The 23,929-nt window shown below is 37.0% G+C and carries 26 protein-coding genes, 1 tRNA gene, 2 pseudogenes and 1 riboswitch; of the genes and pseudogenes, 22 read left to right on the forward strand and 7 right to left on the reverse strand.

The window, feature by feature from the left end:
* Nucleotides 1–2 precede the first annotated feature (2 nt).
* The gene (locus JOC74_RS00845) at nucleotides 3–518 is read right to left on the reverse strand and encodes a YjcG family protein (protein WP_053602519.1); all 516 of its coding nucleotides are present in this window, start codon (nucleotides 516–518) and stop codon (nucleotides 3–5) included.
* Nucleotides 519–562: 44 nt separating this feature from the next.
* Nucleotides 563–1,297 carry an esterase family protein gene (locus JOC74_RS00850; RefSeq protein WP_053602520.1) on the reverse strand — a complete coding sequence of 245 codons (735 nt, stop codon included), beginning with the start codon at nucleotides 1,295–1,297 and terminating at the stop codon, nucleotides 563–565.
* Nucleotides 1,298–1,485: 188 nt separating this feature from the next.
* A riboswitch (SAM riboswitch) is annotated at nucleotides 1,486–1,610 on the forward strand.
* A 62-nt stretch (nucleotides 1,611–1,672) separates the two neighbouring features.
* Between JOC74_RS00850 and JOC74_RS00855 the strand changes: the two genes are divergently transcribed.
* The 6 genes from JOC74_RS00855 (at nucleotide 1,673) to JOC74_RS00880 (ending at nucleotide 6,491) form a co-directional block, all read left to right on the forward strand.
* Nucleotides 1,673–2,794: a methionine biosynthesis PLP-dependent protein gene (locus tag JOC74_RS00855; RefSeq protein ID WP_053602521.1), complete on the forward strand. Its 1,122-nt coding sequence runs from the start codon at nucleotides 1,673–1,675 to the stop codon at nucleotides 2,792–2,794.
* Complete coding sequence (gene metC, locus JOC74_RS00860; protein WP_053602522.1) at nucleotides 2,787–3,956, forward strand: cystathionine beta-lyase; 1,170 nt, start codon at nucleotides 2,787–2,789, stop codon at nucleotides 3,954–3,956. Before JOC74_RS00855 ends, metC begins: the two co-directional genes overlap by 8 nt.
* 239 nt (nucleotides 3,957–4,195) lie before the next feature.
* Nucleotides 4,196–4,268, forward strand: a tRNA-Val gene (locus JOC74_RS00865).
* 1,517 nt (nucleotides 4,269–5,785) lie between these two features.
* On the forward strand, nucleotides 5,786–6,004 hold the full coding sequence (locus tag JOC74_RS23290; RefSeq protein ID WP_225970326.1) for a RusA family crossover junction endodeoxyribonuclease: 219 nt from the start codon (nucleotides 5,786–5,788) through the stop codon (nucleotides 6,002–6,004).
* On the forward strand, nucleotides 6,001–6,162 hold the full coding sequence (locus JOC74_RS00875; protein ID WP_192841135.1) for a hypothetical protein: 162 nt from the start codon (nucleotides 6,001–6,003) through the stop codon (nucleotides 6,160–6,162). Before JOC74_RS23290 ends, JOC74_RS00875 begins: the two co-directional genes overlap by 4 nt.
* Nucleotides 6,163–6,314: 152 nt before the next feature.
* Entirely contained in the window at nucleotides 6,315–6,491 is a 177-nt protein-coding gene (locus JOC74_RS00880) for a hypothetical protein (protein ID WP_158320287.1), read from the forward strand.
* A gap of 296 nt (nucleotides 6,492–6,787) precedes the next feature.
* On the opposite strand, the gene JOC74_RS00885 is transcribed toward JOC74_RS00880, so the two are convergent.
* On the reverse strand, nucleotides 6,788–7,318 hold the full coding sequence (locus JOC74_RS00885; RefSeq protein ID WP_053602524.1) for a GNAT family N-acetyltransferase: 531 nt from the start codon (nucleotides 7,316–7,318) through the stop codon (nucleotides 6,788–6,790).
* Nucleotides 7,319–7,529: 211 nt separating this feature from the next.
* Here JOC74_RS00885 and JOC74_RS00890 point away from each other — a divergent pair, with 211 nt between their 5' ends.
* The 6 genes from JOC74_RS00890 to JOC74_RS00910 all read left to right on the forward strand — a co-directional run bounded on the left by JOC74_RS00890 (nucleotide 7,530) and on the right by JOC74_RS00910 (nucleotide 9,860).
* On the forward strand, nucleotides 7,530–7,730 hold the full coding sequence (locus tag JOC74_RS00890; protein ID WP_053602525.1) for an XtrA/YqaO family protein: 201 nt from the start codon (nucleotides 7,530–7,532) through the stop codon (nucleotides 7,728–7,730).
* A gap of 174 nt (nucleotides 7,731–7,904) precedes the next feature.
* Nucleotides 7,905–8,384, forward strand: a complete 480-nt coding sequence (locus JOC74_RS00895; protein ID WP_053602526.1) for an SRPBCC family protein — start codon at nucleotides 7,905–7,907, stop codon at nucleotides 8,382–8,384.
* 158 nt (nucleotides 8,385–8,542) lie between these two features.
* Entirely contained in the window at nucleotides 8,543–8,893 is a 351-nt protein-coding gene (locus tag JOC74_RS00900) for a DUF2200 domain-containing protein (protein ID WP_053602527.1), read from the forward strand.
* Nucleotides 8,894–8,997: 104 nt separating this feature from the next.
* Nucleotides 8,998–9,126, forward strand: coding sequence for a hypothetical protein (locus JOC74_RS23785; RefSeq protein ID WP_280881169.1), 129 nt, complete (start codon nucleotides 8,998–9,000; stop codon nucleotides 9,124–9,126).
* Between the two features lie 31 nt (nucleotides 9,127–9,157).
* Nucleotides 9,158–9,532 carry a DUF4355 domain-containing protein gene (locus JOC74_RS00905; protein WP_312883780.1) on the forward strand — a complete coding sequence of 125 codons (375 nt, stop codon included), beginning with the start codon at nucleotides 9,158–9,160 and terminating at the stop codon, nucleotides 9,530–9,532.
* A complete protein-coding gene (locus tag JOC74_RS00910) occupies nucleotides 9,462–9,860 on the forward strand; it encodes an aldo/keto reductase (RefSeq protein ID WP_082363690.1) in 399 nt (132 codons plus the stop codon). The genes JOC74_RS00905 and JOC74_RS00910 overlap by 71 nt, the downstream gene beginning before the upstream one ends.
* A 97-nt stretch (nucleotides 9,861–9,957) precedes the next feature.
* Here the strand turns inward: JOC74_RS00910 and JOC74_RS00915 are convergent, their stop codons facing one another.
* Nucleotides 9,958–10,179, reverse strand: coding sequence for a hypothetical protein (locus JOC74_RS00915; protein ID WP_053602530.1), 222 nt, complete (start codon nucleotides 10,177–10,179; stop codon nucleotides 9,958–9,960).
* A gap of 508 nt (nucleotides 10,180–10,687) precedes the next feature.
* Here JOC74_RS00915 and JOC74_RS00920 point away from each other — a divergent pair.
* From JOC74_RS00920 to JOC74_RS00930, 3 genes are all read left to right on the forward strand, one after another.
* Nucleotides 10,688–10,879, forward strand: coding sequence for a hypothetical protein (locus tag JOC74_RS00920; protein WP_053602531.1), 192 nt, complete (start codon nucleotides 10,688–10,690; stop codon nucleotides 10,877–10,879).
* Between the two features lie 135 nt (nucleotides 10,880–11,014).
* On the forward strand, nucleotides 11,015–11,488 hold the full coding sequence (locus tag JOC74_RS00925) for a hypothetical protein (protein WP_192841136.1): 474 nt from the start codon (nucleotides 11,015–11,017) through the stop codon (nucleotides 11,486–11,488).
* Nucleotides 11,489–11,921: 433 nt separating this feature from the next.
* Nucleotides 11,922–12,929: a DUF3231 family protein gene (locus JOC74_RS00930; protein ID WP_053602532.1), complete on the forward strand. Its 1,008-nt coding sequence runs from the start codon at nucleotides 11,922–11,924 to the stop codon at nucleotides 12,927–12,929.
* 107 nt (nucleotides 12,930–13,036) lie between these two features.
* Here JOC74_RS00930 and JOC74_RS00935 read toward each other — a convergent pair whose 3' ends face one another.
* Together JOC74_RS00935 and JOC74_RS00940 are read right to left on the reverse strand one after the other, a co-directional pair.
* A complete protein-coding gene (locus JOC74_RS00935; RefSeq protein ID WP_082363693.1) occupies nucleotides 13,037–13,162 on the reverse strand; it encodes an anti-repressor SinI family protein in 126 nt (41 codons plus the stop codon).
* Between the two features lie 76 nt (nucleotides 13,163–13,238).
* Complete coding sequence (locus JOC74_RS00940; RefSeq protein WP_158320288.1) at nucleotides 13,239–13,403, reverse strand: hypothetical protein; 165 nt, start codon at nucleotides 13,401–13,403, stop codon at nucleotides 13,239–13,241.
* Nucleotides 13,404–14,922: 1,519 nt separating this feature from the next.
* On the opposite strand from JOC74_RS00940, the gene JOC74_RS00945 reads away from it, so the two are divergent.
* Nucleotides 14,923–16,182 (forward strand): glycosyltransferase family 2 protein, encoded by a 1,260-nt coding sequence (locus JOC74_RS00945; RefSeq protein ID WP_225970372.1) that lies wholly within the window; start codon nucleotides 14,923–14,925, stop codon nucleotides 16,180–16,182.
* A gap of 68 nt (nucleotides 16,183–16,250) precedes the next feature.
* Nucleotides 16,251–17,165: an LCP family glycopolymer transferase gene (locus JOC74_RS00950; protein ID WP_053602534.1), complete on the forward strand. Its 915-nt coding sequence runs from the start codon at nucleotides 16,251–16,253 to the stop codon at nucleotides 17,163–17,165.
* A gap of 573 nt (nucleotides 17,166–17,738) precedes the next feature.
* On the opposite strand, the gene JOC74_RS00955 is transcribed toward JOC74_RS00950, so the two are convergent.
* Nucleotides 17,739–18,068 carry a site-specific integrase gene (locus tag JOC74_RS00955; protein ID WP_211086017.1) on the reverse strand — a complete coding sequence of 110 codons (330 nt, stop codon included), beginning with the start codon at nucleotides 18,066–18,068 and terminating at the stop codon, nucleotides 17,739–17,741.
* Between the two features lie 97 nt (nucleotides 18,069–18,165).
* Here JOC74_RS00955 and JOC74_RS00960 point away from each other — a divergent pair.
* The 5 genes and pseudogenes from JOC74_RS00960 (at nucleotide 18,166) to JOC74_RS00980 (ending at nucleotide 23,325) form a co-directional block, all read left to right on the forward strand.
* A pseudogene (locus JOC74_RS00960) lies at nucleotides 18,166–18,635 on the forward strand (DUF2975 domain-containing protein).
* Nucleotides 18,636–18,645: 10 nt separating this feature from the next.
* Nucleotides 18,646–18,866: pseudogene (locus JOC74_RS00965) on the forward strand (helix-turn-helix domain-containing protein).
* 617 nt (nucleotides 18,867–19,483) lie between these two features.
* Complete coding sequence (locus JOC74_RS00970) at nucleotides 19,484–20,257, forward strand: MeeY/MeeF family manganese export membrane protein (RefSeq protein ID WP_053602536.1); 774 nt, start codon at nucleotides 19,484–19,486, stop codon at nucleotides 20,255–20,257.
* Nucleotides 20,258–21,077: 820 nt separating this feature from the next.
* On the forward strand, nucleotides 21,078–21,749 hold the full coding sequence (locus JOC74_RS00975; RefSeq protein WP_053602538.1) for a hypothetical protein: 672 nt from the start codon (nucleotides 21,078–21,080) through the stop codon (nucleotides 21,747–21,749).
* A 49-nt stretch (nucleotides 21,750–21,798) separates the two neighbouring features.
* Nucleotides 21,799–23,325 carry a glycine betaine uptake BCCT transporter gene (locus JOC74_RS00980; protein ID WP_053602539.1) on the forward strand — a complete coding sequence of 509 codons (1,527 nt, stop codon included), beginning with the start codon at nucleotides 21,799–21,801 and terminating at the stop codon, nucleotides 23,323–23,325.
* The last annotated feature ends 604 nt before the right edge of the window (nucleotides 23,326–23,929 follow it).

Genomic DNA, 23,929 nt, shown 5'->3' on the forward strand with positions numbered 1-23,929 from the left:
ATTTATTCTCCTTCTCCTAAAATGAATGTGTCATACACAGTCCAAGACCCGTTTTCGAGCTGATAAAGCAAATGAAAACGATCGATTGTCTCTTCATGGGCAGCGTCTGTCATTTTTAACGAGCTAAGCACATCGGAATGTTCATCTTCAGATATCTTTTGGGCTACTGTCACATGCGGAACAAAAGGATTTTCCGGTTCTGCGTCCAAGCTATCATTATGAATAGCCTCATAAAGATGGTTCAACTCTTTTGTCGGTTCAATCTTCATGTAAATCACATTATTTACAGGGGCAAATGAGCTGTATTTTGTTATGTTTATAGTCACTGGGTTTAACTTTTTTGCCGTTGCTTTCAGCTTTGGAACAAGAGCGTGAATGACTTCAGTGCTTGCTTCAAAAGCCGGTTTCAATGTTATATGAGGAGGAATGAGTGCATAATTTGGATCGTAACGTTTACGGTAAGAATTTGCGATATCCTGGAGTTTTTTTGAAGGAAATAAAACAATTCCGTATTTCATAGTGAACCTCCTTAGTGTTTCATATTATATAGTATACCAAAAAATTAAGGAGACATTGAGAGCATCTTCTTTAAAGCATGCGTGATCAATGGCTGCCAATACGTCCATTTATGATCACCGTCAAAGCTTTCAAAATAATAAATGCCATTTTTATTCTCGAGCAGCTGTTTTAATTCTTGATTTGGTTTGACAAAATCAAGAACCTGTTTGTCTGAGGTGTGTACTTCAGTCTCTTTTGTGCCGATTTGATGATAGATGCTTAAGAGATGAAGGGACTCGGTATCTTTTATCGCTTGTAAAACATGTTGATCGACATAAGGCGATTGCATGATGATATTGCCGAAAATATTTGGATAGTCAAGAGCGGTCATCAAGGAAACGGTCGCGCCCAGTGAGTCGCCGATTAACGTTCGGCCGGTACCAACCTGATAAGTCGAAAATTTTTCGTCAATGAATGGGATGAGCTCTTTTGCCAAAAATCGTTTATACGCATTAAATTTTGTTCCTTCTGGATGATAGGTGTTTCTCCGTTCACTGACACTGTTGTATGGTATACCGACAATTATGCATCTTTCCATACTTCCGTCATTCATAAGAGCTTCTGCCTGACGGGCAATTCGTCCTAATCGAAAATAATCATTACCGTCTTGGGCAATAATGACATGGTACGTGTACAACGGTGAAAAGGTTTTGGGCAAATACGTCAATACATCCATATGTTCGGCTAATTCGTTCGAATAAAGCTTTTCCTCGTTTATAACACCTTTTTTGCTAGTCACAACTATTCCCCCGCAATTGCAAAAAATTAAAGCGTTTCCATCTATTGTCACAAAAAGTATAATTTTTATGATTACCTATAGTTTAGCAAAGAACAAGCATGGAAGAAAAGATAAAAACTTTTATATAAGCTCTTGAAAAATAGGATGGAGTACGTTAAAGTAAAGAAAAATTAGAATATACGAATACGTTCTTATCATGAGAGGTGGAGGGACTGGCCCGAAGAAACCTCAGCAACCGGTTATGCATGCTGTTCAATCAGCTTGCACCAAGGTGCTAAATCCAGCAAGCGTTCTTTTGCTTGAAAGATAAGAGGAAGAGTTAAACCCTTCTTCTTATGAAGAAGGGTTTTTAATTTTTAAAGGGATGGTGTCCAAATGACTCGACATGTAGAAACGAAACTTGCACAAATTGGAAACAAAAGTGAAGAAACGACAGGAGCTGTTAATCCGCCGATTTATTTTTCCTCGGCATACCGCCATTTAGGAATCGGCGAATCAACGGGTTTTGATTATATTCGCACGAAAAATCCGACAAGACAGCTTGTAGAAGATGCAATCGCAAGCCTTGAAGGAGGAACTAGAGGCTTTGCATTCAGCTCTGGTATGGCAGCCATTCATACGATTATGGCGTTATTTAAAAGCGGAGACGAAATCATTGTTTCCTCTGATTTATATGGGGGAACCTACCGTTTGTTTGAAAATGAATGGAAAAAATACGGACTTACTTTTATCTATGATGATTTAGATAATGAGGACTGTACGGAGTCAAACATCAATGAAAATACAAAAGCGATATTTCTTGAAACTCCGACGAATCCTTTGATGCAGGAAGTTAGTATCGAGAAGGTTGCAAACATTGCGAAAAAGCATAATTTACTGTTGATTGTAGACAACACCTTCTATACCCCGGTGCTTCAGCGTCCCATTGATGAAGGTGCGGATATTGTGATTCACAGCGCGACAAAGTATTTAGGCGGGCATAATGACCTTTTGGCCGGCCTTGTGGTAGCAAAAGGAGAAGAATTGTCGGAAGAGCTATTTCAGCATCAAAACGCAATTGGAGCTGTTTTAGCACCTTTTGATTCTTGGCTGTTAATGAGAGGAATGAAAACTCTTGCCTTGCGTATGAGACAACATGAAGAAAATGCTAAGGAGCTTGCGGCATTTCTTATCGAGCAGGAAGGAATCACCGACGTCTTATACCCAGGACGCGGGGGAATGCTTTCTTTTCGAATCCTGAAAGAAGAAATGGTTAATCCATTTTTAAAAAACCTGCAAACGATCTGCTTTGCTGAAAGTCTTGGCGGAGTTGAAAGTTTCATCACTTATCCTGCGACGCAAACCCATATGGATATACCAGAAGAGATTCGCATCGCAAATGGAGTCTGTAATCGGCTTTTACGCTTCTCTGTCGGGATCGAAAATGTAGAGGACTTAAAGGATGATCTAAGAATTGCACTTGAGAAAGTAAAAGAGGAGGCTGTAACGTATGAGTAATAACTGGAGTTTTGATACAAGGCTTCTTCATAATGAGCATAAAACTGATGGGTCAACTGGTGCTGTCAGTGTACCTGTACAGCACGCTTCTACCTTCCATCAAGCTTCTTTTGACGAGTTTGGAGAATTTGATTACAGCAGATCAGGAAACCCGACAAGACAGGCGCTGGAAGAAACGATAGCCGCTCTAGAAGGAGGAGTAAGAGGATTTGCTTTTGCATCAGGAATGGCTGCGATCTCTACCGCCTTTTTGCTGTTGTCAAAAGGAGACCATGTACTAGTGACAAGAGAAGTTTACGGGGGCACCTTCCGAATGGTGACCGAGGTGTTAAACCGGTTTGGCATTGAGCATTCATTTGTTGATATGACTGATCTCAATGAGGTTGCGTTACATATTCAGCCAAATACGAAAGTCATCTATATGGAAACACCGTCAAACCCGACCTTAGGTATTACAGACATTCGAGGAGTTGTAAAACTGGCGCGCGCAAATGGCTGTTTAACGTTTCTCGATAATACTTTTATGACGCCTGCACTTCAACGTCCGCTCGACCTTGGTGTAGATATTGTGCTGCATAGTGCAACGAAATTTTTGGGCGGACACAGCGATGTCTTATCAGGTCTTGCCGCTGTTAAGGATCCAGACCTTGCTCAAGAGCTTTATAAGCTGCAAAATTCATTTGGCGCGGTTCTAGGCGTCCAAGATTGCTGGCTTATTTTAAGAGGATTAAAAACGCTGCAAGTCAGGCTGGAAAGGTCAAGCCAAACAGCCAAGCAGCTGGCAGAGTACTTTAACGGACATCCGGCAGTAAAAAATGTGTATTATCCAGGGCTTTCTTCTCATCCGGGTGCTTCTATCCATAAGAGCCAGTCGCTGGGAGACGGTGCTGTACTTTCTTTTGAATTGGAAAATGAAGATGCAGTACGGAAAGTCGTCCGACAATTAAAACTGCCTGTATTTGCAGTCAGCTTAGGTGCTGTCGAATCCATCTTGTCGTATCCGGCAAAAATGTCTCATGCTTCTATGCCGAAAGAGGAAAGAGAAAAACGAGGAATTACTGACGGATTGCTCCGTCTAAGTGCAGGTGTCGAAGCAGCAGAGGACTTGATCAAAGACTTCGACCAAGCTCTTGAGGCTGTTTCATCTAGTTTTACGGTCTAGAGTTGTGCCTGATCAGGAACCCTGTTTTTAGCAGGGATTCCTGTTTTTTCAGGAACTAAACAGTGTTGTCGATTTTCATAGTTGATTGATTTAATTTTCTTCTTATCATAAACTCTACCAGTTGGCTTAATTTATCTAGAAATAGAAAATTAGACAAGGTTAAAAAAACTATTGACGAAAATAAGTTATCTGATTATAATAATGTATGTCGGTACATATTCCAGCGTATTGATTTATCCGATTCCGTAGCTCAGCTGGGAGAGCGCTACCTTGACAGGGTAGAGGTCGCTGGTTCGAGCCCAGTCGGAATCATTGGGTGCCAAACCCCGAGAACCCTTATGGAACAAGGGATTCTCATATAAAAAAGCCACTTCTTCGGAAGTGGCTTTTTATTTTTTGATTTCTTCCAACCGACCAAACAACTGACCTTTTCAATTTCTAGCCTCTAAAAATGCATTTCCGGCATCTGAATCCAACTTCCTGGTGATATGTGTATATACCTTCGCCCTTATCATGCCTTGTTAAAATATCGAATCAAATTCCGAACTTTAATTTTCTGTACAGTGGCCTTTTTGAAATACGGAAGATTAAGGACTCTATTGTATATTGATAGACCTCCTGAGTCCTAGGATCAAGAGTGTACGGAGCAAAATCAACATTCCACTTTTCATACAACGCTTCGAATTTGATATTATCATGATCAACTAAGTTGCCCTACTTCGAGTCGTGCTAATATTTTTTTTAGCTTCTCTATTATTATTTCATTGGTGATTCTTAAATTTACGAATCCGTCGTCCAGTAGAATCATATCCCAACTCCAAGCGGAATTCGTATGTCCCTGGTCTTACTTGTCTAAAACTACTCATGTTCTTCTCTCCATTAACATTTCATTTTTAACTTTCTAAATAGTTTTCTACGATGAGGAATTTAAGCGCAAGACTTCAGAAAGATCAGGAATTTGAAAAATGAATTGTTTAAAATGAATCGGGTTCCCACCATATTTAAGAATTCGCAGTTTCGAGGATAGTCATGATTTAAAATCAATTCGTTCATAGTAACAGAAATCGCGGGCATCGAAGCATCGAACATATCACGATAGAAATATTCAAATGGAGGCTGCAAATCAAAATAAATCACCGGCTTGTCCCAATTAATATGATCAAAAGTAAGTACATATCAATATGACACTAGTTTTTCGTTCACATATTCTTGATAGACTCTTTGCTTAATCATTACTATCCACACCTTTCTTTTAAGTTGTAGATAAAGTTTTAAAAGAATTGCCCTAGTTTCTGCAGAATATGGAGGAGTTTTCTTAGGTGGCATGAAATCTTGAAACATCTCATCAAATTTTTTCTTGTTCAATTTTTCGTCGAAAAAGGTTCTAGCGTTTTTTCGCGAATTTTTTGTGACTCCAAATTCCTTAGCGATAAAAGGTACGCCAACTTTTATATTCGAGTAGTTAGTAATGTTGTACTTCAGCACGGCGGACACAGGAAAATTATCAGGAAGAAAAGGTAGCATTTTGGGATATTTACAGGAAACGGTGAAGTAGAATGATCCGAGCCTTAACACAAATCATACTGCTGCCCGGGCAAGAGACACGGAATCGAGAATGGCTTGAGGCTGATGGGAGATAGAGGAGTGAACAAATTAAACATTCTAATCTTGCCGATGGGAGCAGTCCGCCTGACATATTAAGGCAAATTCAAAGATAAAAACGCTCAAAGGTACTTAACTTACAAAAGAGCTATCCAATGGCAGTTGAAACATTAATTGAAAGTGCACTAGATTATTACAGGTCTAGTGCATGTGGATTATGATTTAACATGCCGATTCCTTCGAGCTGGAGTGGCAAAAAGAAAGAAGCTGCAGTTGTTACCCAGCATTGTAAAAAGCCTGATATAGACAATCTAACAAAGGGCCTCTTCGATTCTCTTAATCAATTGATCTGGGCAGATGATAATCAGGTTGTTAGTATCTCAGTTTACAAGGTTTATGAGGAAACGCCAAGTATTGAAGTTCTAGTGAAGGAGGTTGCTTCATGAGCACAAAAACTAGAAATGATCATCTACCGGGAGAGGTTGTTACATGGAAAATGATAGAATCTGAACGGCTAGCGTACATAGCCAAGCATCTGATCTTTCTAGAGGAGAAGCCGAAGCTATTTGACATGGTTGAGCAAACACCTTGGTCAAAAAATTAAAAAGCCCGAGCAGAGCCCGGACAATAAAAATGTAGGAGGTTTCTATTGTAACATGGGTTCTGCTCCAATTTGGAGGTACTTATGGAGGATAAAATACAGGAAATTGGAATGAAGCCAGCATCCGTACAATAATATTTGAGGATTCATACATCGTGGAAATAAGGATGGAGTCATTTGATTATCTCATAGAGCAAGCTGAAAAGGTTGTTAACGTAGAAAATGAACGCTATTATCAAGCTTTGATTGACATTACAAGAAATCCATCGATCCAAAGTGCAAATCAAATGTACAAAGTCGCACTAAAAGCACTGGCAGGTGATCCCGAATGATGCCAAAACACATTGAAATTCTACATACAGAGTTAGCGACAAAGAACTAAGTGATAACCGTCCAGGAGCTCTCTAAAAAATATGAGGAGCATCCTGAGGATATACTGCACTTGCCGAACGAAACAAGGATTTGACGGCTGCATTTGCCGGGGCTGCGACAGTTGTATTATTTGTGATCATGGTTTTGTTGCCGGGATGGATTGGGTGAGTAGACCAATACTGTATAACTAGTTAGTATCTTTTTCGAAATATTAATCATACAAATGCCTATACTTTTTCAAGTATAGGCAGACAATTTAATCTGTTACTAATAACGAGTATAGATTGAGATCAATAAATCGTCCTTTTGATCTTTCTACTTTTCTCATTGTTCCTTCAAAGAGGAAACTTAATTTTTTAAGGACTTTAATTGAGTTAACATTTTCAGGTTCTACTTTTGCTTCTATTCGATTAAGATTTAAATCGTTAAAAGCATATTTTATTAAAAAAGAAATAGCTTCTGGAGCATAACCTTTGCCCCAATAATGTTTATCAATTTCGTAACCAATTTCTGTTTTGGCATTTTCGAAATCTAAAATGTTATAACCACAAGAACCAATAATTTTATTTGATTCCAACTCAATTATTGAATAACGAATTGCAGTGTTTTCTTTTGATAATTTATCAAATAACATAATCATTTCTTTTGCTTGTTTTTGATCAGTGAACCTATCAATATTCATAAATCTAGTTACTTCTGGATCAGACCAAATTTGAAACAAGCTATCCGAGTCAGATGATTTCATCTTTCTTAATAGTAATCTTTTGGTGCTTAACTCTGTAATCAATACTTTTACCTCCATTAGTTTTTATTTTGGGGTCAAGATATTGATATCTGTGCATAGTTCAGTCCTTTCATATAAAGGTAATAAAATTATACAAGTTTTCAGCTATATTTAAAATCTTTAATAGATGGTATTGCACAGTACCTCAGAAAAGAAATTTTGGACATGGTGAAGCATACTTTCGACTTTTGGCCATTTATTAGGAGGGAACATTATGAGACTAAAAGAATTGAAAATCGATCCTATTACAATGAGACTAGAAGTTGATATAATGGAAGAGCAGGAAAACTTTTCAATTGTGGTCAGCAAAGGCACAGCAAAAATGACCAAGCTTCCCCCGCATGGTGAGACGAAGATTATTACACACCAGGGCAAGGTGAAGCGCGTTAAGTTTGATGAGGGGGAAGAGTTTTGAGTTTAACAAGAGAAAATATCGATTCCAAAGAATTAGTCTTACACAATGTTTGGTACTATAAAAGCATGAAAACAAATATGAGTATTGTTAGTTTTTTCTGAGCCTAATTTGTTTATTTGAATTAGTGGTGAATAGTAAGACTTTAAGGATATAAAAGTAAGGGAGGATGATATGATGAATCAATTTGGAACACTACATAAGTCAAATGGTCGTTATGCTCTAAGATTTGAACGCTTTTTCTCTTATAAACCCGAAGATGTTTTCCGTGTCATTACGAATCCTAGTTACTTCTCCCAATGGTACCCTTTCGCAACGGGGGAAATGGAACTCAGATCAGGAGGTAAGATTGCCTTCGATGACGGTGAAGGGTCGACATATGAAGGTATCATAACTGAATTAAAAAAACCCCATACTTTTGAGTTCCGCGAAGTTGATGATTTGATACAAATCTCATTACTAGAAGAGGATGAAGGATGCCAAATGGCCTTCACCCACATTTTCGACGATAAGGAAATGGCAATGTATACTGCTGCAGGATGGCATCGATGTCTGGATGTACTTCACCAGATAGTCAACGGACATCCAGTTGAATGGAAAGATAATTCAGCTGAGTTAAGGGGATTTTATCGGGAAGCATTTGATCGAATTAGTTAAATATTATGGAAATAATTCTTTAGAGACTATTAAACGTATGGTATAGGAATTCTCCAAAGGTGCTTATTCCATATAAGGGCGCGAATTGGGTATTCGGATAATCATGTGGAAACCTCAAAAAACTTCATACCTGAACATACAGTAAGGGAGGATGTATCATGACCAAACATAAGATCTATACAATGAGTGTCACAAGTGTCTATCCCCATTATGTTACGAAGGCGGAGAAAAAAGGACGTACGAAAACTGAAGTCGATGAAATCATCTGTTGGTTGACAGGGTATAGCCAGGAAGAGTTAGAAGCGCAACTGGAAAAACAGACAGACTTTGAGACCTTCTTTGCGGAAGCTCCCCGACTGAATCCTTCACGGACTTTGATCAAAGGTGTGGTCTGCGGTGTCCGAGTGGAAGACATTGAAGAACAAACTATGCAGGAAATTCGCTATTTGGATAAGCTGATCGATGAGTTAGCAAAGGGAAAAGCGATGGAGAAGATTTTGCGGAAATAATAATTAAAATTCCGATTACTCGAAAATAGCTGTCTTAAATTATCGGGCGCTTTCTGAAATAAGGAAAGCGTCTTTCTTCAAGGGCGCGATTGTGGAAGAATGTAATGAACGAACTAAATAAAGCTATTAACCACAAAAAAGCATTCTTTAAAGAGAGTGCTTTTTTGTTTGCCCTAAGCATGGCGTTAAAAGGCATATTTTTTATGCACTCCAAACAGGCGCGAACAGATTGAGGGTGCTGAAAAAACTCGTAATCGCGAATCAATAGTCAATAAAGCCTTGAAGGTTGCAAAAGAAAAGAACCTTCCAGATGGCATTATTGACTTTTTTATTGGTGATGATGAGGAAACGACAACGGCTAACCTTGCAAAGTTTGAAGAAGTTTACAGCAATGGTGTACAGGATGCCGTTGATAAAAAATTCAAGGATTCAGGTCGTAAATTACCTGGTCAAAGTGGTTCAGGTGAAGGTGCCGATTACGGGAAACAACTAGCTAAGGATTTTGCAGAAAACAACAAAGGGCTTGAAGATGCTCAAAAATCTTATTTTGATAAGAAGGAAATGACCGATGAAATTAGAGCTCTTTCCTGCTTGCGAACAACACAACGTCGGTGTTATCGTCCGAGTACCATTGGATGAAGGAGGTCTGACAGGAAGGATTACTCCTGATACGATATTTCCTGAAGGTGATTTTCGAAATAATTATTTCAGAGGAGACCGGAAACAGGAAGTTTTTGATCGTGTACAAAGGATTACTGCTAATCTGGATATCTCTTTGGAGCAGATGCCGGAAACAGCACTTCGCTTCATTTTGAGTCATCCAGCAGTGTCAACAGTCATTCTTGGAATGCGTTCTGTTCGTCATACCGAAATGAATTGTCGAGTAGGGGATGGAAAGGGATTGTCTCCGGAGCAGCTAGAAAAATTGAAGCCTCACAGATGGATTCGTAATTTTTATAAACAGTAAAGAAAATTGTATGCTAATTTCAAACAGTTAGCCATGCATTTGTCTAAGTTTAGAAAGCTCACAATAAGTGAGCTTTCTTCAAGTCCTTTCTGGTTATTTAAACTTTTGAGATGATAAACTTATCCTCCATGTAAACAAACCACTTATTCTTTTCCTTATCCCATATAATCCTATTTTGAACGATAAGGTTCTTTACGATTTGCCGCAGTTCTTTTTCTGTCCGGCCAGTTTTGATTTTCAGTAGCTTTAGAGTTACAGGGTCATGAGAAAGAGTCTTGTTGAAAATGATCCGAAAGACCTTCCTTTCAATGTCACTCATTTAACTTAACTCCTTTTTGTCTTAATCATATAGGAGCATATGTTCTATTTCGGCTTGAAAAAAGATGGCTCTTTTTCGAAAAGAACCATCTTTTAGTGAAACACATATAACCTTAGTGAAAGCATAACAGCCTTCTGTTTTAAGTTGTATCAACAGCGTACATTTTATACGTAATTTCGTGTAAAATTTCCAATTGAGTTTTTTAATTTATCCATTTTTTAAATTCTGCATAACTTAAAGTATGTTTTCAATTTTTATCACTCTAGCTTAGTTAGCTTCATTGGTCACCTAAAAAGTGACCTCTTCTTTTTAAAAATAAAGAGCCACACTCGAAGCTTGAAGCAAAAAAATAAAGATAGAAATTCCGGTTAGTAAGATTTAGTGGATAAACTTTTTTAATAAACTGTCACAGGTTTAACGAGAAGGCAAGAAGCCTTCTCGTTTTTTGTGCAGGATCCATCAGTGCCAAATGCATTAGATAAAGGTACTCTAACTGAGGGAAAACCTAATGTGTCAGACAATCATGGCCATTGAACGTAACAGAAGAAGAATTGCTTTTCATAGCCTTACACTAGAAGATTATTCAACACATCCTATCGCAAAAGAGATTGTTGAATATTCACTTGAAAATTCAGATGATTGGTGTGAGCTTTTCACCATCGAGATGTTACTTCCTGATGCATCCGTTAATTTATTTTGATTAGATCAATCTTTGTTCTATGGTTAAACAATTTAATCATCTCGGAGAAATTTAAATGGATATTTAATCAACCAATCGAGCATCTTATTAAAGGACCTTTTTAAGGGTTTAATTATTAAATATGGAGGGATTGTTATGGATAATAACACCAAGAAAAAAATTGAATCTGAGGTAAAAAAAAATGTGGATGTTGAAATTGCAAATGAATTAAGTGATTTTAGAAGTCAATTAAATGTTCTGCAAAGTTCTATTTCTAATCTACAGCAAGGTCAACAACAATCCGGACAACAAAATCAACAACAACCACAAGGTCAACAAAATCAATTATCTCAACAAATTCAACAATTTAGTGGTCAAACACAACAACAGTTACAACAAGCAGATCAGCAACTTCAGCAATGTATTCAACAAGCAATTCAAACTTTAAATCAAGCTTCTCAATATGTTCAAAGTAATCGAGCATTAAATCAAATGAATCAAGCTGTAAGACAAGCGGAACAACAGTTACAACAAATGACCGGGGGGCAGCAACAGTCTGGTCAACAAATGGGAAATCAGCAAGGTCAACAACAATATGGTCAAATGGGACAGCAAAACATACTGCAATAATGTAAATTAGCTGTTATAAATATTGAGAATTCAGTAATTGGATTCTCAATATTAACCCTTTTTTTAACATCTCCAATTCATATTAAAACAATGCACTCCCAAAGGATATTAACCAAATGAAACTGCTAGTTCGCTTGTTATACCTGGTTTCACCATTTCTAGGACCCCCGTCATTTGTATATTGGAACCTCTCCACGTTGTAAATCCGCGTTTTGTCGGCAGTACCTCAAAAATGGTCCTTTCTTCTCTAATTGATGGGATTTTAATTTTTGTACATCCTTTCATACGAAATTTATAGGCATGTATGTTCTTTATACAACAAGAAAAAATACCCGCCAACGAAAAGTATTTTTCTTGGCTTTTTCATAATTTATCGGTTATTTGCAAAAAATATGTCCATCCATAAAAAACATGTCTTTGGAGGAAACTGAATATGACTGAAAATCGCGCCCAATTAACTTCATCAGAAATAGCTTCAATTTGGACTAGTTATATGCAAGATAGTATGTCCAAATGTGTTTTAGATTATTTTTTAAAACATGTAGAAGATGAAGCAATTCGCTCCGTTGTTCAATTTTCTTATGACCTGTCGTCTTCTCATATAGAGAAGCTAACAACCATATTTCAAGAGGAACAGATTCCAACGCCAACAGGATTTACTTATGATAATGATGTGAATTTAAACGCTCCACGAATGTATACTGACCTATTTATGCTAACTTATATAAACCATATGGCTAAGATAGGATTACTTGGATACAGTGGATTTGTTTCTATAAGTGCTAGGGATGATATAAGAAATTATTACAGAGAAGGTCTTAATGAAACATCAGAATTGTTTGAGAAAAGTTCGAAAGTAGCCCTTTCAAAAGGAGTATTTACTAGAGCGCCTTATATTCCCTATCCAACAAAAACCAATTATATAGACACTAAAAAATATCTAAGTAGTGGTAGACCATTAAATGCAGTTGAAATATCCCATTTATTTTTAAACATTCAAACCAATCTTATTGGAAGTAAACTCGCAATTAGTTTTGCTCAGGGAACTCCGAGAGATAACATACGTAAATGGATGTTAAGAGGAAGAGACATTTCGCAAAAGCATATGCAAATATTTACAAAGACCCTTATCGATAATGATATACAGGCACCTTGTCCATCAGATGTTTCTATTACTGATTCAACAACGCCACCATTTTCGGACAAATTAAATATGTTTCACATGTCATTCATGAGTGCAGCAGGAACGGGAAACTATGCAACCGCGGCGGCTGCAAGTCAAAGAAGTGATCTTATTGTAAACTATGAACGCTTATCGCTTGAAATTGCTCAATATGCAAAAGATGGGGCTGATATTGTAATTAGTAATGCATGGCTAGAGCAACCGCCAGGGACAATAGACAAAGAGCAACTAACTAAGAAAAAAGATACAATGGAATAATCCAGTTTGTTCCCCAACAAGTATTTGGAGTAATGATGCGGCATGGACAGCCAAGGACATTGTCCATCATACGAAAAGAAGCCCACCAGTGAGGTTAGGCTTCTTTTTTATGCATTTATTATTTTCTGTCGTTCGCGACAAGTATTTAAAAAGATTCGTATCTCTTCCAATGTGATTCTTGCTGCTAATGCCTCCAAAATCAATTCTTTCCACTCTTCATCTAATTGATCCATACTCACTTTCAAGAAATGAATTGAGATGGCGGCAAAGGAATCTTTGTTTTTTATAAGTTTTCATATCTATATATTTCTAATTCTTGAGGATAAGCATCCATTCGAACTCATTTCCCATTTGAACCTCTAAATAGTGACCTTCAATTGTTTCTCCTTTTACATGGTATGAAATTTTATATACTTTACGGCTCTTATCTTTTGCTGTAGGAGTTAAGTCAACGATAGACAGCCTTCCCTTCATAAATATCACCCTCTCCAATAGAATGGTTTCATTTTATCCACTATTGGAGAGACAGTAATAACGGAAAAAACGAATTTTGGGAGAGGAAAAATAGACTAAAATGACATTATGCTCTAAGCAAAAAGCAATTTTCAACCTAACTTTTACGAGGAAACTTCAATTTTTACTTAATAACCTGGGCAAACACTTGGATTAGGTGGCCATCCACAATGGTGCGCTGGAAGCTCAGTTGTCGGAGGAGATGCCATCCAGTATCTAAGAACAAAGTGAAACGCTTGTGGATGCCTCTTGTGACCACGATCACCGTTTTGAAGAATAACACTGGTGGTTGCAGAGCATCTTCCTTTATTATTAAATCCGTTATAAAACAACCCATGACAATTCACACAAAATTCCCAATAAGGTTGTTCACCCTACCTTAGCTCTGGGTAATCATGCACTAGAACAAATCTATACGCTTGTTCGTGACGCGTATGGACACCGCCTGCGGAGCATGCCCCTCCTGAATACCCGTTAAAAAACATTCCATGACACTTTACACAGAATTCCCAGTCAGGTTGAGAATATTGGTTACCAGGGTTACTGTGGTTTAGCTGGTAATTGTAACCCTTTCCTGTTTGTGGCCACCTCTTCCTCCAGGGCATCTCCCCTTACGTTCGTATCCGTTAAAAAACAACCCGTAACATTTTTCGCAAAAAGCCCAATCACCTTGAACAGCCAAAACTGCTACCTCCTAACAAGTTGATGAGACATCGTTTTTTACACCACTATCTCTTTTCATTTTACGTATTGTTTATTGCATTATTCCGTTAGTTCTATTCGCTACCCTGAATTCACTACAGTATTTATTCCCTGATCCTTACATCAAAAAATTTTCATAGATAGGTAGGAATAAATTTCCCACAAAGAATGTACGTTTAAAGCTTTTGGGCTCCATAGAACCTGGAATAAAATCGAAGTCGAGCGAAAAAGAAAACATATCGGATTTACAAAAAATAAAAGAAGATTTCTTATTTAAACTTGATGCTGTCGGTATTACAAACTTAAATCCTGGTTACGTTATCTGCCAATTTCGCAAACTACCATCGCTACCTTTACATTACTTCTACTATTTCTCATGAAGTAATGGGAACAAATATGAGTCGTTTTATCAAACAATTAGAAATTTATCTCAGGAAAGGTTTTACCTTCTAGGTGAATCATGAAAGCTTTTTATGAGCTGAATCTAATACGTTAATTGAATTTAATACATTTTTAAATAAGAATTCAAAAAATAACCAATGAATTAATTTATCCTGCTACCCACTAAAAAAGGTATCGTTACGGGAACTTATAGTTAGTTGATAATAATTTTGATTCGGACTGTTATTTAATTAAGGAGTGTTATTTTTTGGATGTACTTATCACAGTTTTTTTCTTCTTAAGTGTTACGTTCCCAGTGTTACATTTATACCATTGCTTGCCGTGGTTCCGTGAGTCTAATGAAAGGATCAACCGAAATCCCAGACTGGAAAAAGGGATGAGCGACCATGGATATATAGAAGAAAAGGGAATAAGCATTTTAGTCCCATGTTTCAATGAACAAGGAATTATAGTAACTTCGATTGAGAGCATGAAGTCATTATCCTATTCTCAATTTGAAGTCATTTATATTAATGACGGATCAACGGATGAAACAATGATTTATTTGAATAAATTACTACAGTTGAAACCATGTTCAATGTCTCCGCACGGTAAGCTATCTTATGAAAAAATCGAGGGATTATATCAATCTGAGCTTTACCCAAATATTTACGTAATAGATAAAATGAATGGCGGAAAAGCTGATGCTTTAAATGCAGGAATTGAATATTCCAGTACAGATTTTATTATCACATTAGATGCAGACACTGTTTTGACAGAAAATGCATTATTAGCTGTAAACGATGCATTGGAAGATAAAGATGTTGTTGCAGCAGGTGGGATGGTACATGTGTTGCAAACAAAAACAGATAAACCTTTGAAACGTTTGTCGTTACTTTATGCAAACATTCTAGTACGGGTTCAAGTTTTGGATTTCCTAAAAGCATTCTATATTTCAAAATTGTCTCTTGTACGCTTTAAAGCTTTGTCAGTAATTTCAGGAGCATTTGGTGTATTCAATAAACAAGTACTTCTAGATGTGAATGGTTACCGAAAAACAATAGGAGAAGACATTGATATCACCCTGAAGATCCATAGATACATAGCGAAACACAAAAATTTAAAAATTAGTTTTATAGCAGATGCCGTTGGTTACACGGAATTACCTGAAACATTGAAGGATTTAACAAAGCAGCGTTTGCGTTGGCAAAAAGCATACATAGATTGCCTTATTCATTTCCGGTCCTTCTTCGGAAAAACTTTATTTACGAAAGCTGTTTCCTTTTTTTATATATTTGAAACGATACTAGTAGGTACCCTTGCGTCTTATGTAATGACAGGGATATTTATTGTAAATATGATTTACAGTCCTCAACATTCGTATTTGTATTACGTATTTTCTTATTTGTTTTTCATTTTTTTATTTGGGTTAGCATATGACTTGGCAGCAATTGGAATGAATAAGCACTACGGGTTTTCATTTCAAAAGAAAGATGGGTTACGATTACTATTCACCATTATTTTTGATATTTTTGTCTATCGATTTGTATCGATGTATTTTGTCATGTATGGAAGTATTTCTTATTTCTTCAACAAAAAATGGAACAAAGTTGCCCGGACAGGGCGAAGTTATCATGGGAAGAATTCTGCTGCATAGTTACTCGCTAATTTCAAAATATATTTGTAACAAAAACAGTTATAGGTTTTATTGTGGGGGCCAGGTTAATGGGGAAAAAAGTACTGTTGTTTGTTTTAACCTTTTTTACAGTAGTAATGTTAGGGACAGTCAGTTATGCATTTCAGTTTGTAATGTCAACTTCATCAGATATTCACGAGGATATCGACAGAAATCCTAAATTTGAAGAACGTCTGAAAAACATCAACTTCAAGGATGGTGATCCGATATCTGTTCTGATAATGGGGCTTGATTCTCGTCCAGGTGAAAAAAGCGGGCGGGCCGATTCATTGATTCTATTAACAATTAATCCTCATTCTAAATCAACGCATATGGTAAGTATCCCTCGCGATACGTATACAAAGATAAAAGGAGCGGCAGAAGACAAAATCAACAGTTCTTATCAAGCGGGAGGGACAGAGATGACAATTTATTCTGTTGAAAATCTCTTAGATGTTCCCGTTGATTATTTTGTAAAAGTAAATTTCAAGAGCTTTGAAGAAAGTGTTGATGCGTTAGGTGGAGTAGAGGTAAATAATGATTTAGATTTCACTTTTGAGAATGTGCACTTTTCTAAAGGACGACTTAAATTGAATGGCAAAGAAGCTTTAAAATATGCTCGAATGAGAAAGCTAGATCCACGAGGAGACTTCGGTCGACAAAAGCGCCAACGCCAAGTTATTGAAGCTTTAATACAAAAAGGAGCGAGTACATCTTCAATCACGAAATTTGGCGAATTAGTCAAAGTTGTTGAAAAGAACGTGAAAACAAACATGACCTTCAATGATATGTGGAGGATCCAATCAAATTATAAAGTTGCACGAGAAAACATACAGCAGCACAAAATTGAAGGATCAGATAAAATCATAAAGGGTACTTACTATTATATGCCCGATAAGAAGGAACTCCGTAAGGTTTCTAATAACCTGAAAAAACATCTGGAGCTTAACGGTAATGATTTTTAATAGGTTCAACAACCATTAAATTTTTGTCATAAGATCGCTTAGATCGAAGACGGAAATCAAAATAATCCTTATAAAGATTAAAGCTTGAATTTTCATTAAAACAGAAGCCTACCGATGGAGTAAGGCTTCTTTATTTATTGTTTAGGAACTTCTTTTCTCATCGGTTAAAATCCCAGCTACCAAAGGCTCCAAATCGTTCAACAAGTTCTACTCATTCAAATTAGGAATTGGGGACGAATTGGGGACGAACTAATTCATTTTTACTCAAAAGAGGGCATTTTTCTTCAGATAAGTAATTAAACAAACCTTATAAAATAAGAGTCTGTCATAGAGGTTCCTAGAGGTACAGAATGGCTTGTTTACCTTGACAGGGTAGAGGTCGCTGGTTCGAGCCCAGTCGGAATCATTGGGTGCCAAACCCCGAGAACCCTTATGGAACAAGGGATTCTCATATAAAAAGCCACTTCTTCGGAAGTGGCTTTTTTCATCTAATTATGGGGACGAACGGATTTTTTTGGTTTATGCTTATCGAATTTTTCCGAAGTCTCCTGCTCCATTTTTGGCGTTACATGACTATATGTATCGGAAAGAACTTTTAAATTTGCATGCCCAGTTCTTTTCTGTATTGCATTCATTTTTTGCTCCTTCTTCTATAAGTGGGTTTACCATTATATGTCTTAAGTTATGAAGTCGAATATACTTCAAATCCAATTTCTTTGCAAATTTGCTCCACTTACTTGTAGGAGTAGTAAAGTAATATGGTTTTCCGGTTCCACTGTGAAATACAAATTGATGGTTTCCGCCTTCCCATGCATCACCCAAATTTTCTTTTTCTTGCTCCCGCAAATCATAGTATTCTTTAAGTTCCTCCCTATACCACTCGGGTACAGAAAGAGCTGTCAAAGCATATCTTTGTCTAAAATAAAAAGAATATTATTCAATAAAAATATAATAAAAATTGATAATAATTTATTGCAAATCGATAAATTAGGTGCTTTTTATGAAACAAAAAAGTGGTTCAACAATTTTCTTGAAGGTAGTTGTTTTTCTTATTGGAATTGTGGTGCTTGCTTTGTGTATATTTTTATTGCCTGAGATAGCCAGTAGAGATGCAGAAGCGAATCCAGAGACTGCTTACTTGCAATATCCCTTTTTAGTATGCGCGTATGTATTGTCTATTCCCTTCAAGCATTTAAACTTTTAACTTATATAGATAGGAACAAGGCTTTCTCGGTATTATCTGTAAGAGCATTGAGGTATATAAAGTACTGTGCAATCACAATTTGTGTCTTAATTATATTAGGAATAATATTTGTAATTCTATTTATTGAAGGTGACAGAACAGGTGTTATAATGATGGGATTAATATGCACTTTTGCTTCAAGTGTAATTGCAACCTTTGCTGCTGTTCTTCAAAGACTTCTACAAGAAGCCATAGATATAAAATCAGATAATGATTTAACGGTCTGAGGTGGATAACATGGCAATTATAATAAATATTGATGTCATGCTGGCTAAAAGGAAAATGAGCGTAACAGAACTTTCGGAAAAGGTTGGAATACAATGGCTAATCTTTCTATATTGAAAAATGGAAAGGCAAAAGCGATTCGATTATCAACTTTAGAGGCGATTTGTAAGGCTTTGGACTGCCAACCTGGAGATATTTTAGAATACAAAAGTGACGATTTCATTCAAGGATAATAAAATGGATATATTTAACATTTTGAAGAAAAGGCTCACTAAATTAGGTTTGATATTGCACCATTAGAGTTCATTATTCCTGTCTTTCTCTTTTTAAGATGACAATAATAGAAAACAAATTTATTCAACTAACAAGTGCTTTCCTTTAATAACGATCTTCCGCAATAGGGCGCATTTCTGTAACAAGAAATGTGTCCTTCTTTATAAATTGGGCCAGATAGTGGGAGATTCAGTTGAAGGGATTGTGAATAAATGTAATTAAAGTAACGTCGCAGGTTAAAGAAGCAATGAAGGAAAAAGTAAAAAGTGTAACCTAATAAAAGATTATTTATGTAAATGGATATTTTGTTTGCACTACAGTGCAACAAAAATGTGTACTTATTCGATTAACGAGTAAAATCACCAAAAATTGAATATTTATGTTATTATTGTATGAGATTGTGAAGAAATGTAATTAAACTAAAGGTGTAGTTTAAAAAGGAAAATATAGAGGACTAGAAGTAACTGAATAAATCATTTTTAGCATTATTCTCTAGGATTACCTGTTACTTAATTGGGAAATTTATAGTTAGCGAAACTTTTACATGACATTTTCGTTATTGAAAGGAGAGAAGTAGATGGAGTCACTATGGTTAGAGTATGCTTGGGCATTGTTAATTCTAATTGGATTGGAAGGATTGTTATCGGCTGACAACGCCCTTGTACTAGCAGTTATAGCCAAGCATTTACCTGAACAACAGAAAAAAAGAGCTATAAATTACGGAATCATTATGGCTTTCACTTTCAGATTTGCTGCACTTTTTGCAATTTCTTTCATTGCAAACGTCTGGCAGATACAGGCGATAGGAGCGGCTTATCTTCTTTACCTAGGATTAAAGCATGTCATTAAGGCACGGTTCGGGAAAGAAAATGAGAATATTCATGAGGACGATGAAAAGGAATCCGCTGGTAAAGGTTTCTTGCCTACAGTAGGGAAGATTGCATTAGCTGACCTCGCTTTTGCAATTGATTCGATTCTAGCTGCAGTTGCTCTTGCCCTTGGTCTTCCAGATTCACCGCTAGACGATTTCGGTGGTATGGATGGAGGGCAGTTTATTGTTGTTCTTCTTGGAGGTATTGCTGGTCTTGTCTTGATTAAGTTTGCAGCAACCTGGTTTGTACAGCTTCTTGAAAAACGTCCAGCATTGGAAACAACAGCATATGCAATTGTTGCATGGGTCGGTGTCAAACTGGCTGTAATTACCCTTGCCCATGAGGATATTGGTGTCTTAGATCATCATTTTCCTCACAGTACCGCTTGGAGTCTGATCTTCTATGGAGTATTAGTCGGTATTGCCCTAATCGGTTGGTTTGCACCTGGCAATAAGTCATTACAAAAAGATAAATCCTAAAAGGTAACAAAGCCATTTTTACTTGTGGTAAATCGATAATTTTGCGTTTTAATAAATAGTTAATGTGTGCTGGAGTTCAATAAGTACGAGACAGCTTCAACAGCCTTTGTTCTTTAACAATCGTACGCGATTGTTGAAGAATGTAATGAACGAACTAAGTAAGACAATAACAACTAACAAGCATTCTCTAAAGAGAGTGCTTTTTGTTTGCCCTAAGCATGGCGGTAATGCAATTGCTAATGGTGAGATTTCTCAATTACGCTCAGATAATGGCGAATTAGGGACTCAAAGTTTAGTAGTGGTAACGGCAGTATTTGTAGCAGGCATTCTTGCTGGATTTATAGTTGATGGAGTGGTTATTTACTCTAGGCTTCTCGTCTGGTCAATGGGTCGCAATTTCATTAGCGTATGGTTCACGTGCCGATAAATCAAGGTATAAACTTGATCCTGATACTAGGAAAACCTGTTTTTGGAAAGGTATAGGAGGAAATGGAAATCGTAATCTTGATGAACTGTCTAAATGGAGATTTAAAACGTAGCTTTTATAAGACTAAATTATAATGTGAATTCTTATACGAATAATAATATAAAAAAGGGTAATGCCGATGTTTCGGCAATCAGGATCAATGTATGTTACCATAAAAGAATTACTTCATTAATGAGTGCTTTCCTTGTATATCCGTGTTGAGTTTATAGACCAAAGAAAAAAATATTTTGTGGAGGTAATATTTACATAACTTCAGGGGAAAGTTAACCGACATCGGGTATTATTTAATGTATTTGCTTTTTAAAGTTGAATGATCTGAAGGGAGAGTTATACGTGAAACTGTATCAAGTAAGAAAAGGACAATTTGTGTATTTTAACAATGAGTTGCACAGAGTATATTCTGTAAAGCCTGTATACAAACAGTCTGTCCATCTTGTCAGGCTGAAAGATTTAACACAGCATTTAACCACTGCCTCGAAAGTTGAAAAGTATAAACCCAAACAGCTTGACAGCTTTATTTTCAACCATAAGGCTTATACACTCTACAAAGATAAAAAAGCTGAAGAAGGGGACTATATCTTAATTACGAATCCAAGTCCCGATTACTTGGATCACTATTCCTTAAACGAAATTGAAATTGTATCGTCTGTTGAAACCAAAGGGGTTATCACAACTAAGGCTAATGGGGTCAAACATAACGAATATTTACTGATGGTTCCAGGCCGTGATAATGACAGTCAACCTATAGATTATTTAGATAAAAATATGGTAGATAGTGTTGATTTAACGAGCAATGTTCCTGATCAACCTGCAAAAAGTACCCAAGGTGAAATGCCGAATATTGGTGATGTATATAAAAAACGAGATGGCGATCATTCCATTGAGGCGATGGTGGTGGCCATCAACGGCGAAACAATCTTTTTGGGAAACAATTTAGAGCTATCCTTGAATGAGTTAAAAGATAGTGAAATATGGGAATTTCAATATAGTCTCCTAGAGGACTGACCATGGATGAGGCATGTTATGAACAGCAAGATCTTGAAAGGTGGATTTGATGAAAAAAGTAACGATTGTTTTTACGATTTCAGTTATTATTGCCGTTTTATTTGTTCTCTGGGGTGCCTTTGCGCCCAATAATCTTGCAAGTGTCACAGGCAATATCCAAAAATTTCTTCAAACGAATTTTGGCTGGTTTTATCTAATAGTAGCAAGTGTCATCTTGCTTTTCGCGATCTATTTAATCTTCTCTAAATATGGAAAAATTAAACTTGGCAAGGACGATGAAAAGCCCGAATATAATCTCATCAGTTGGTTTGCCATGTTATTCAGCGCTGGTATGGGCATTGGCATTGTTTTCTATGGCGTAGCCGAACCATTACAGGATTATATGAGCCCGCCTTATGGAGATCCCGGTACAAAGCAGGCCGCAACCGATGCCATGAGGTATTCCTTCTTACATTGGGGATTCCACCCATGGGGAATATATGCCGTGATCGCCCTCGCCCTAGCTTATTTTAAATTTAGAAAAGGGGCACCCGGATTAATTAGTGCCACTTTTTATCCATTATTAGGAGATAGGGTAAAAGGGTGGATAGGCAAGCTCATTGACATTATTGCCGTTATTGCAACGGTATTTGGTGTCGCTACGTCATTAGGGCTTGGTGCAGCCCAAATTAATGGCGGTTTACATTTTATATTTCCTAACATCCCAAAAAGCATTGCAGTTCAATTTATTATTATTGCTATCGTTACAGTATTATTTATACTGTCAGCTATATCCGGGTTAGGACGTGGAATAAAATGGCTAAGTAACGCGAATGTAATCGTCGCAGTTATTCTGATGCTCTTTTTATTATTTGCCGGCAATACAGGTTTCTTGCTTAATTATTTCACATCAACCTTCGGAAGCTATATCCAAAATCTTCCTGAGATGAGTTTGAACATCTCTCCATTTGACCATCAGCACAGTGAATGGATGCAAAGCTGGACACTTTTTTATTGGGCTTGGTGGATTGCCTGGGCTCCATTTGTAGGGACGTTTATCGCCCGTGTTTCAAGGGGGCGCACAATACGCGAGTTTATTATCGGTGTATTAGTAGTTCCATCCATTTTCTGTACATTATGGTTTTCAATTTTTGGCGGCTCGGGCATGTACTTAGAACGGATCATGAATGTAAACCTCGGGGACATGATCAACACCCAAGGTATCGAAGTATCATTATTTGCTGTATTGGCGCATTTCCCATTGAGCACTTTCACGTCTATATTAGCGATAATACTTATTTGTTCATTTTTTATAACTTCGGCAGACTCAGCAACCTTTGTTCTAGGTATGCAAACGACAAACGGAAGTTTAAATCCTCCAAACATCATTAAAATTGTATGGGGAATCCTTGTATCTGCAGCGGCATTGGTTCTGCTTTGGTCCGGTGGATTGACCGCCCTGCAAACGGCGTCAATTATCGCCGCCTTCCCTTTTGCGTTCATCCTAATCTTTATGATGTTCTCGTTGATTAAATCCTTTAGGGAAGAGATGAAAACAAGAAAACGAATAGAACGAAAAACAAAGCAAGTGCAGTAAAACGTTAAACCGTCTGATGGAGATTCCATCAGACGGTTTTTCCTGTGTGCCCGGCATAAGACTCAGGCTCTAGGGTACTGAATTAATAATTGGGGAGGCATGGGGACGAACTAATTCATTTTTGTTCAAAAGAGGGCATTTTTCTTCAGGTATGTAATTAAACAAACCTTATAAAATAAGGGTTTGTCCTAGAGGTTTCTAGAGGTACAGAATAGCTTGTTTACCTTGACAGGGGTAGAGGTCGCTGATTCGAGCCCAGTTGGAATCATTGGGTGCCAAACCCTGAGAACCCTTATTTACAAGGGATTCTCAATAAAAATCCACTTCTTCGGAAGTGGTTTTTTATTTTTTTGTTTTCTTCCAATCGACCAAACAACCGACCATTTTATTTGGCGGACGCGTAAAAATGCATTTCCAGCATTCCCCGTTGAAAAATGCTAATAATAAAGATGACTGGAGATAAAGAAAATATCCTTTTGTGCTACAGAATGAAATATAACGTATCAGCACCCTAAATTTGTAGAGTTATATAATCTGCCATAATATACTTTAGCGATTTAATTTTAAGATGTATATTTATATGAGAATAGCTCGAAAGGAATTT

Source organism: Bacillus capparidis (genome assembly GCF_017832095.1).
GTDB classification, from domain to species: Bacteria; Bacillota; Bacilli; order Bacillales; family Bacillaceae; genus Bacillus; species Bacillus gobiensis.

Excerpts from the sequence above, each read along its gene's own strand:
- JOC74_RS00845 (WP_053602519.1), bottom strand. The coding sequence starts at position 518 with ATGAAATACGGAATTGTTTTATTTCCTTCAAAAAAACTCCAGGATATC.
- JOC74_RS00855 (WP_053602521.1), top strand. The coding sequence starts at position 1,673 with ATGACTCGACATGTAGAAACGAAACTTGCACAAATTGGAAACAAAAGT.
- metC (WP_053602522.1), top strand. The coding sequence starts at position 2,787 with ATGAGTAATAACTGGAGTTTTGATACAAGGCTTCTTCATAATGAGCAT.
- JOC74_RS23290 (WP_225970326.1), top strand. The coding sequence starts at position 5,786 with ATGCCGATTCCTTCGAGCTGGAGTGGCAAAAAGAAAGAAGCTGCAGTT.
- JOC74_RS00875 (WP_192841135.1), top strand. The coding sequence starts at position 6,001 with ATGAGCACAAAAACTAGAAATGATCATCTACCGGGAGAGGTTGTTACA.
- JOC74_RS00890 (WP_053602525.1), top strand. The coding sequence starts at position 7,530 with ATGAGACTAAAAGAATTGAAAATCGATCCTATTACAATGAGACTAGAA.
- JOC74_RS00895 (WP_053602526.1), top strand. The coding sequence starts at position 7,905 with ATGAATCAATTTGGAACACTACATAAGTCAAATGGTCGTTATGCTCTA.
- JOC74_RS00900 (WP_053602527.1), top strand. The coding sequence starts at position 8,543 with ATGACCAAACATAAGATCTATACAATGAGTGTCACAAGTGTCTATCCC.
- JOC74_RS23785 (WP_280881169.1), top strand. The coding sequence starts at position 8,998 with ATGAACGAACTAAATAAAGCTATTAACCACAAAAAAGCATTCTTTAAA.
- JOC74_RS00910 (WP_082363690.1), top strand. The coding sequence starts at position 9,462 with ATGAAATTAGAGCTCTTTCCTGCTTGCGAACAACACAACGTCGGTGTT.
- JOC74_RS00915 (WP_053602530.1), bottom strand. The coding sequence starts at position 10,179 with ATGAGTGACATTGAAAGGAAGGTCTTTCGGATCATTTTCAACAAGACT.
- JOC74_RS00920 (WP_053602531.1), top strand. The coding sequence starts at position 10,688 with ATGTGTCAGACAATCATGGCCATTGAACGTAACAGAAGAAGAATTGCT.
- JOC74_RS00925 (WP_192841136.1), top strand. The coding sequence starts at position 11,015 with ATGGATAATAACACCAAGAAAAAAATTGAATCTGAGGTAAAAAAAAAT.
- JOC74_RS00930 (WP_053602532.1), top strand. The coding sequence starts at position 11,922 with ATGACTGAAAATCGCGCCCAATTAACTTCATCAGAAATAGCTTCAATT.
- JOC74_RS00935 (WP_082363693.1), bottom strand. The coding sequence starts at position 13,162 with ATGGATCAATTAGATGAAGAGTGGAAAGAATTGATTTTGGAGGCATTA.
- JOC74_RS00940 (WP_158320288.1), bottom strand. The coding sequence starts at position 13,403 with ATGAAGGGAAGGCTGTCTATCGTTGACTTAACTCCTACAGCAAAAGAT.
- JOC74_RS00945 (WP_225970372.1), top strand. The coding sequence starts at position 14,923 with ATGAGCGACCATGGATATATAGAAGAAAAGGGAATAAGCATTTTAGTC.
- JOC74_RS00950 (WP_053602534.1), top strand. The coding sequence starts at position 16,251 with ATGGGGAAAAAAGTACTGTTGTTTGTTTTAACCTTTTTTACAGTAGTA.
- JOC74_RS00970 (WP_053602536.1), top strand. The coding sequence starts at position 19,484 with ATGGAGTCACTATGGTTAGAGTATGCTTGGGCATTGTTAATTCTAATT.
- JOC74_RS00980 (WP_053602539.1), top strand. The coding sequence starts at position 21,799 with ATGAAAAAAGTAACGATTGTTTTTACGATTTCAGTTATTATTGCCGTT.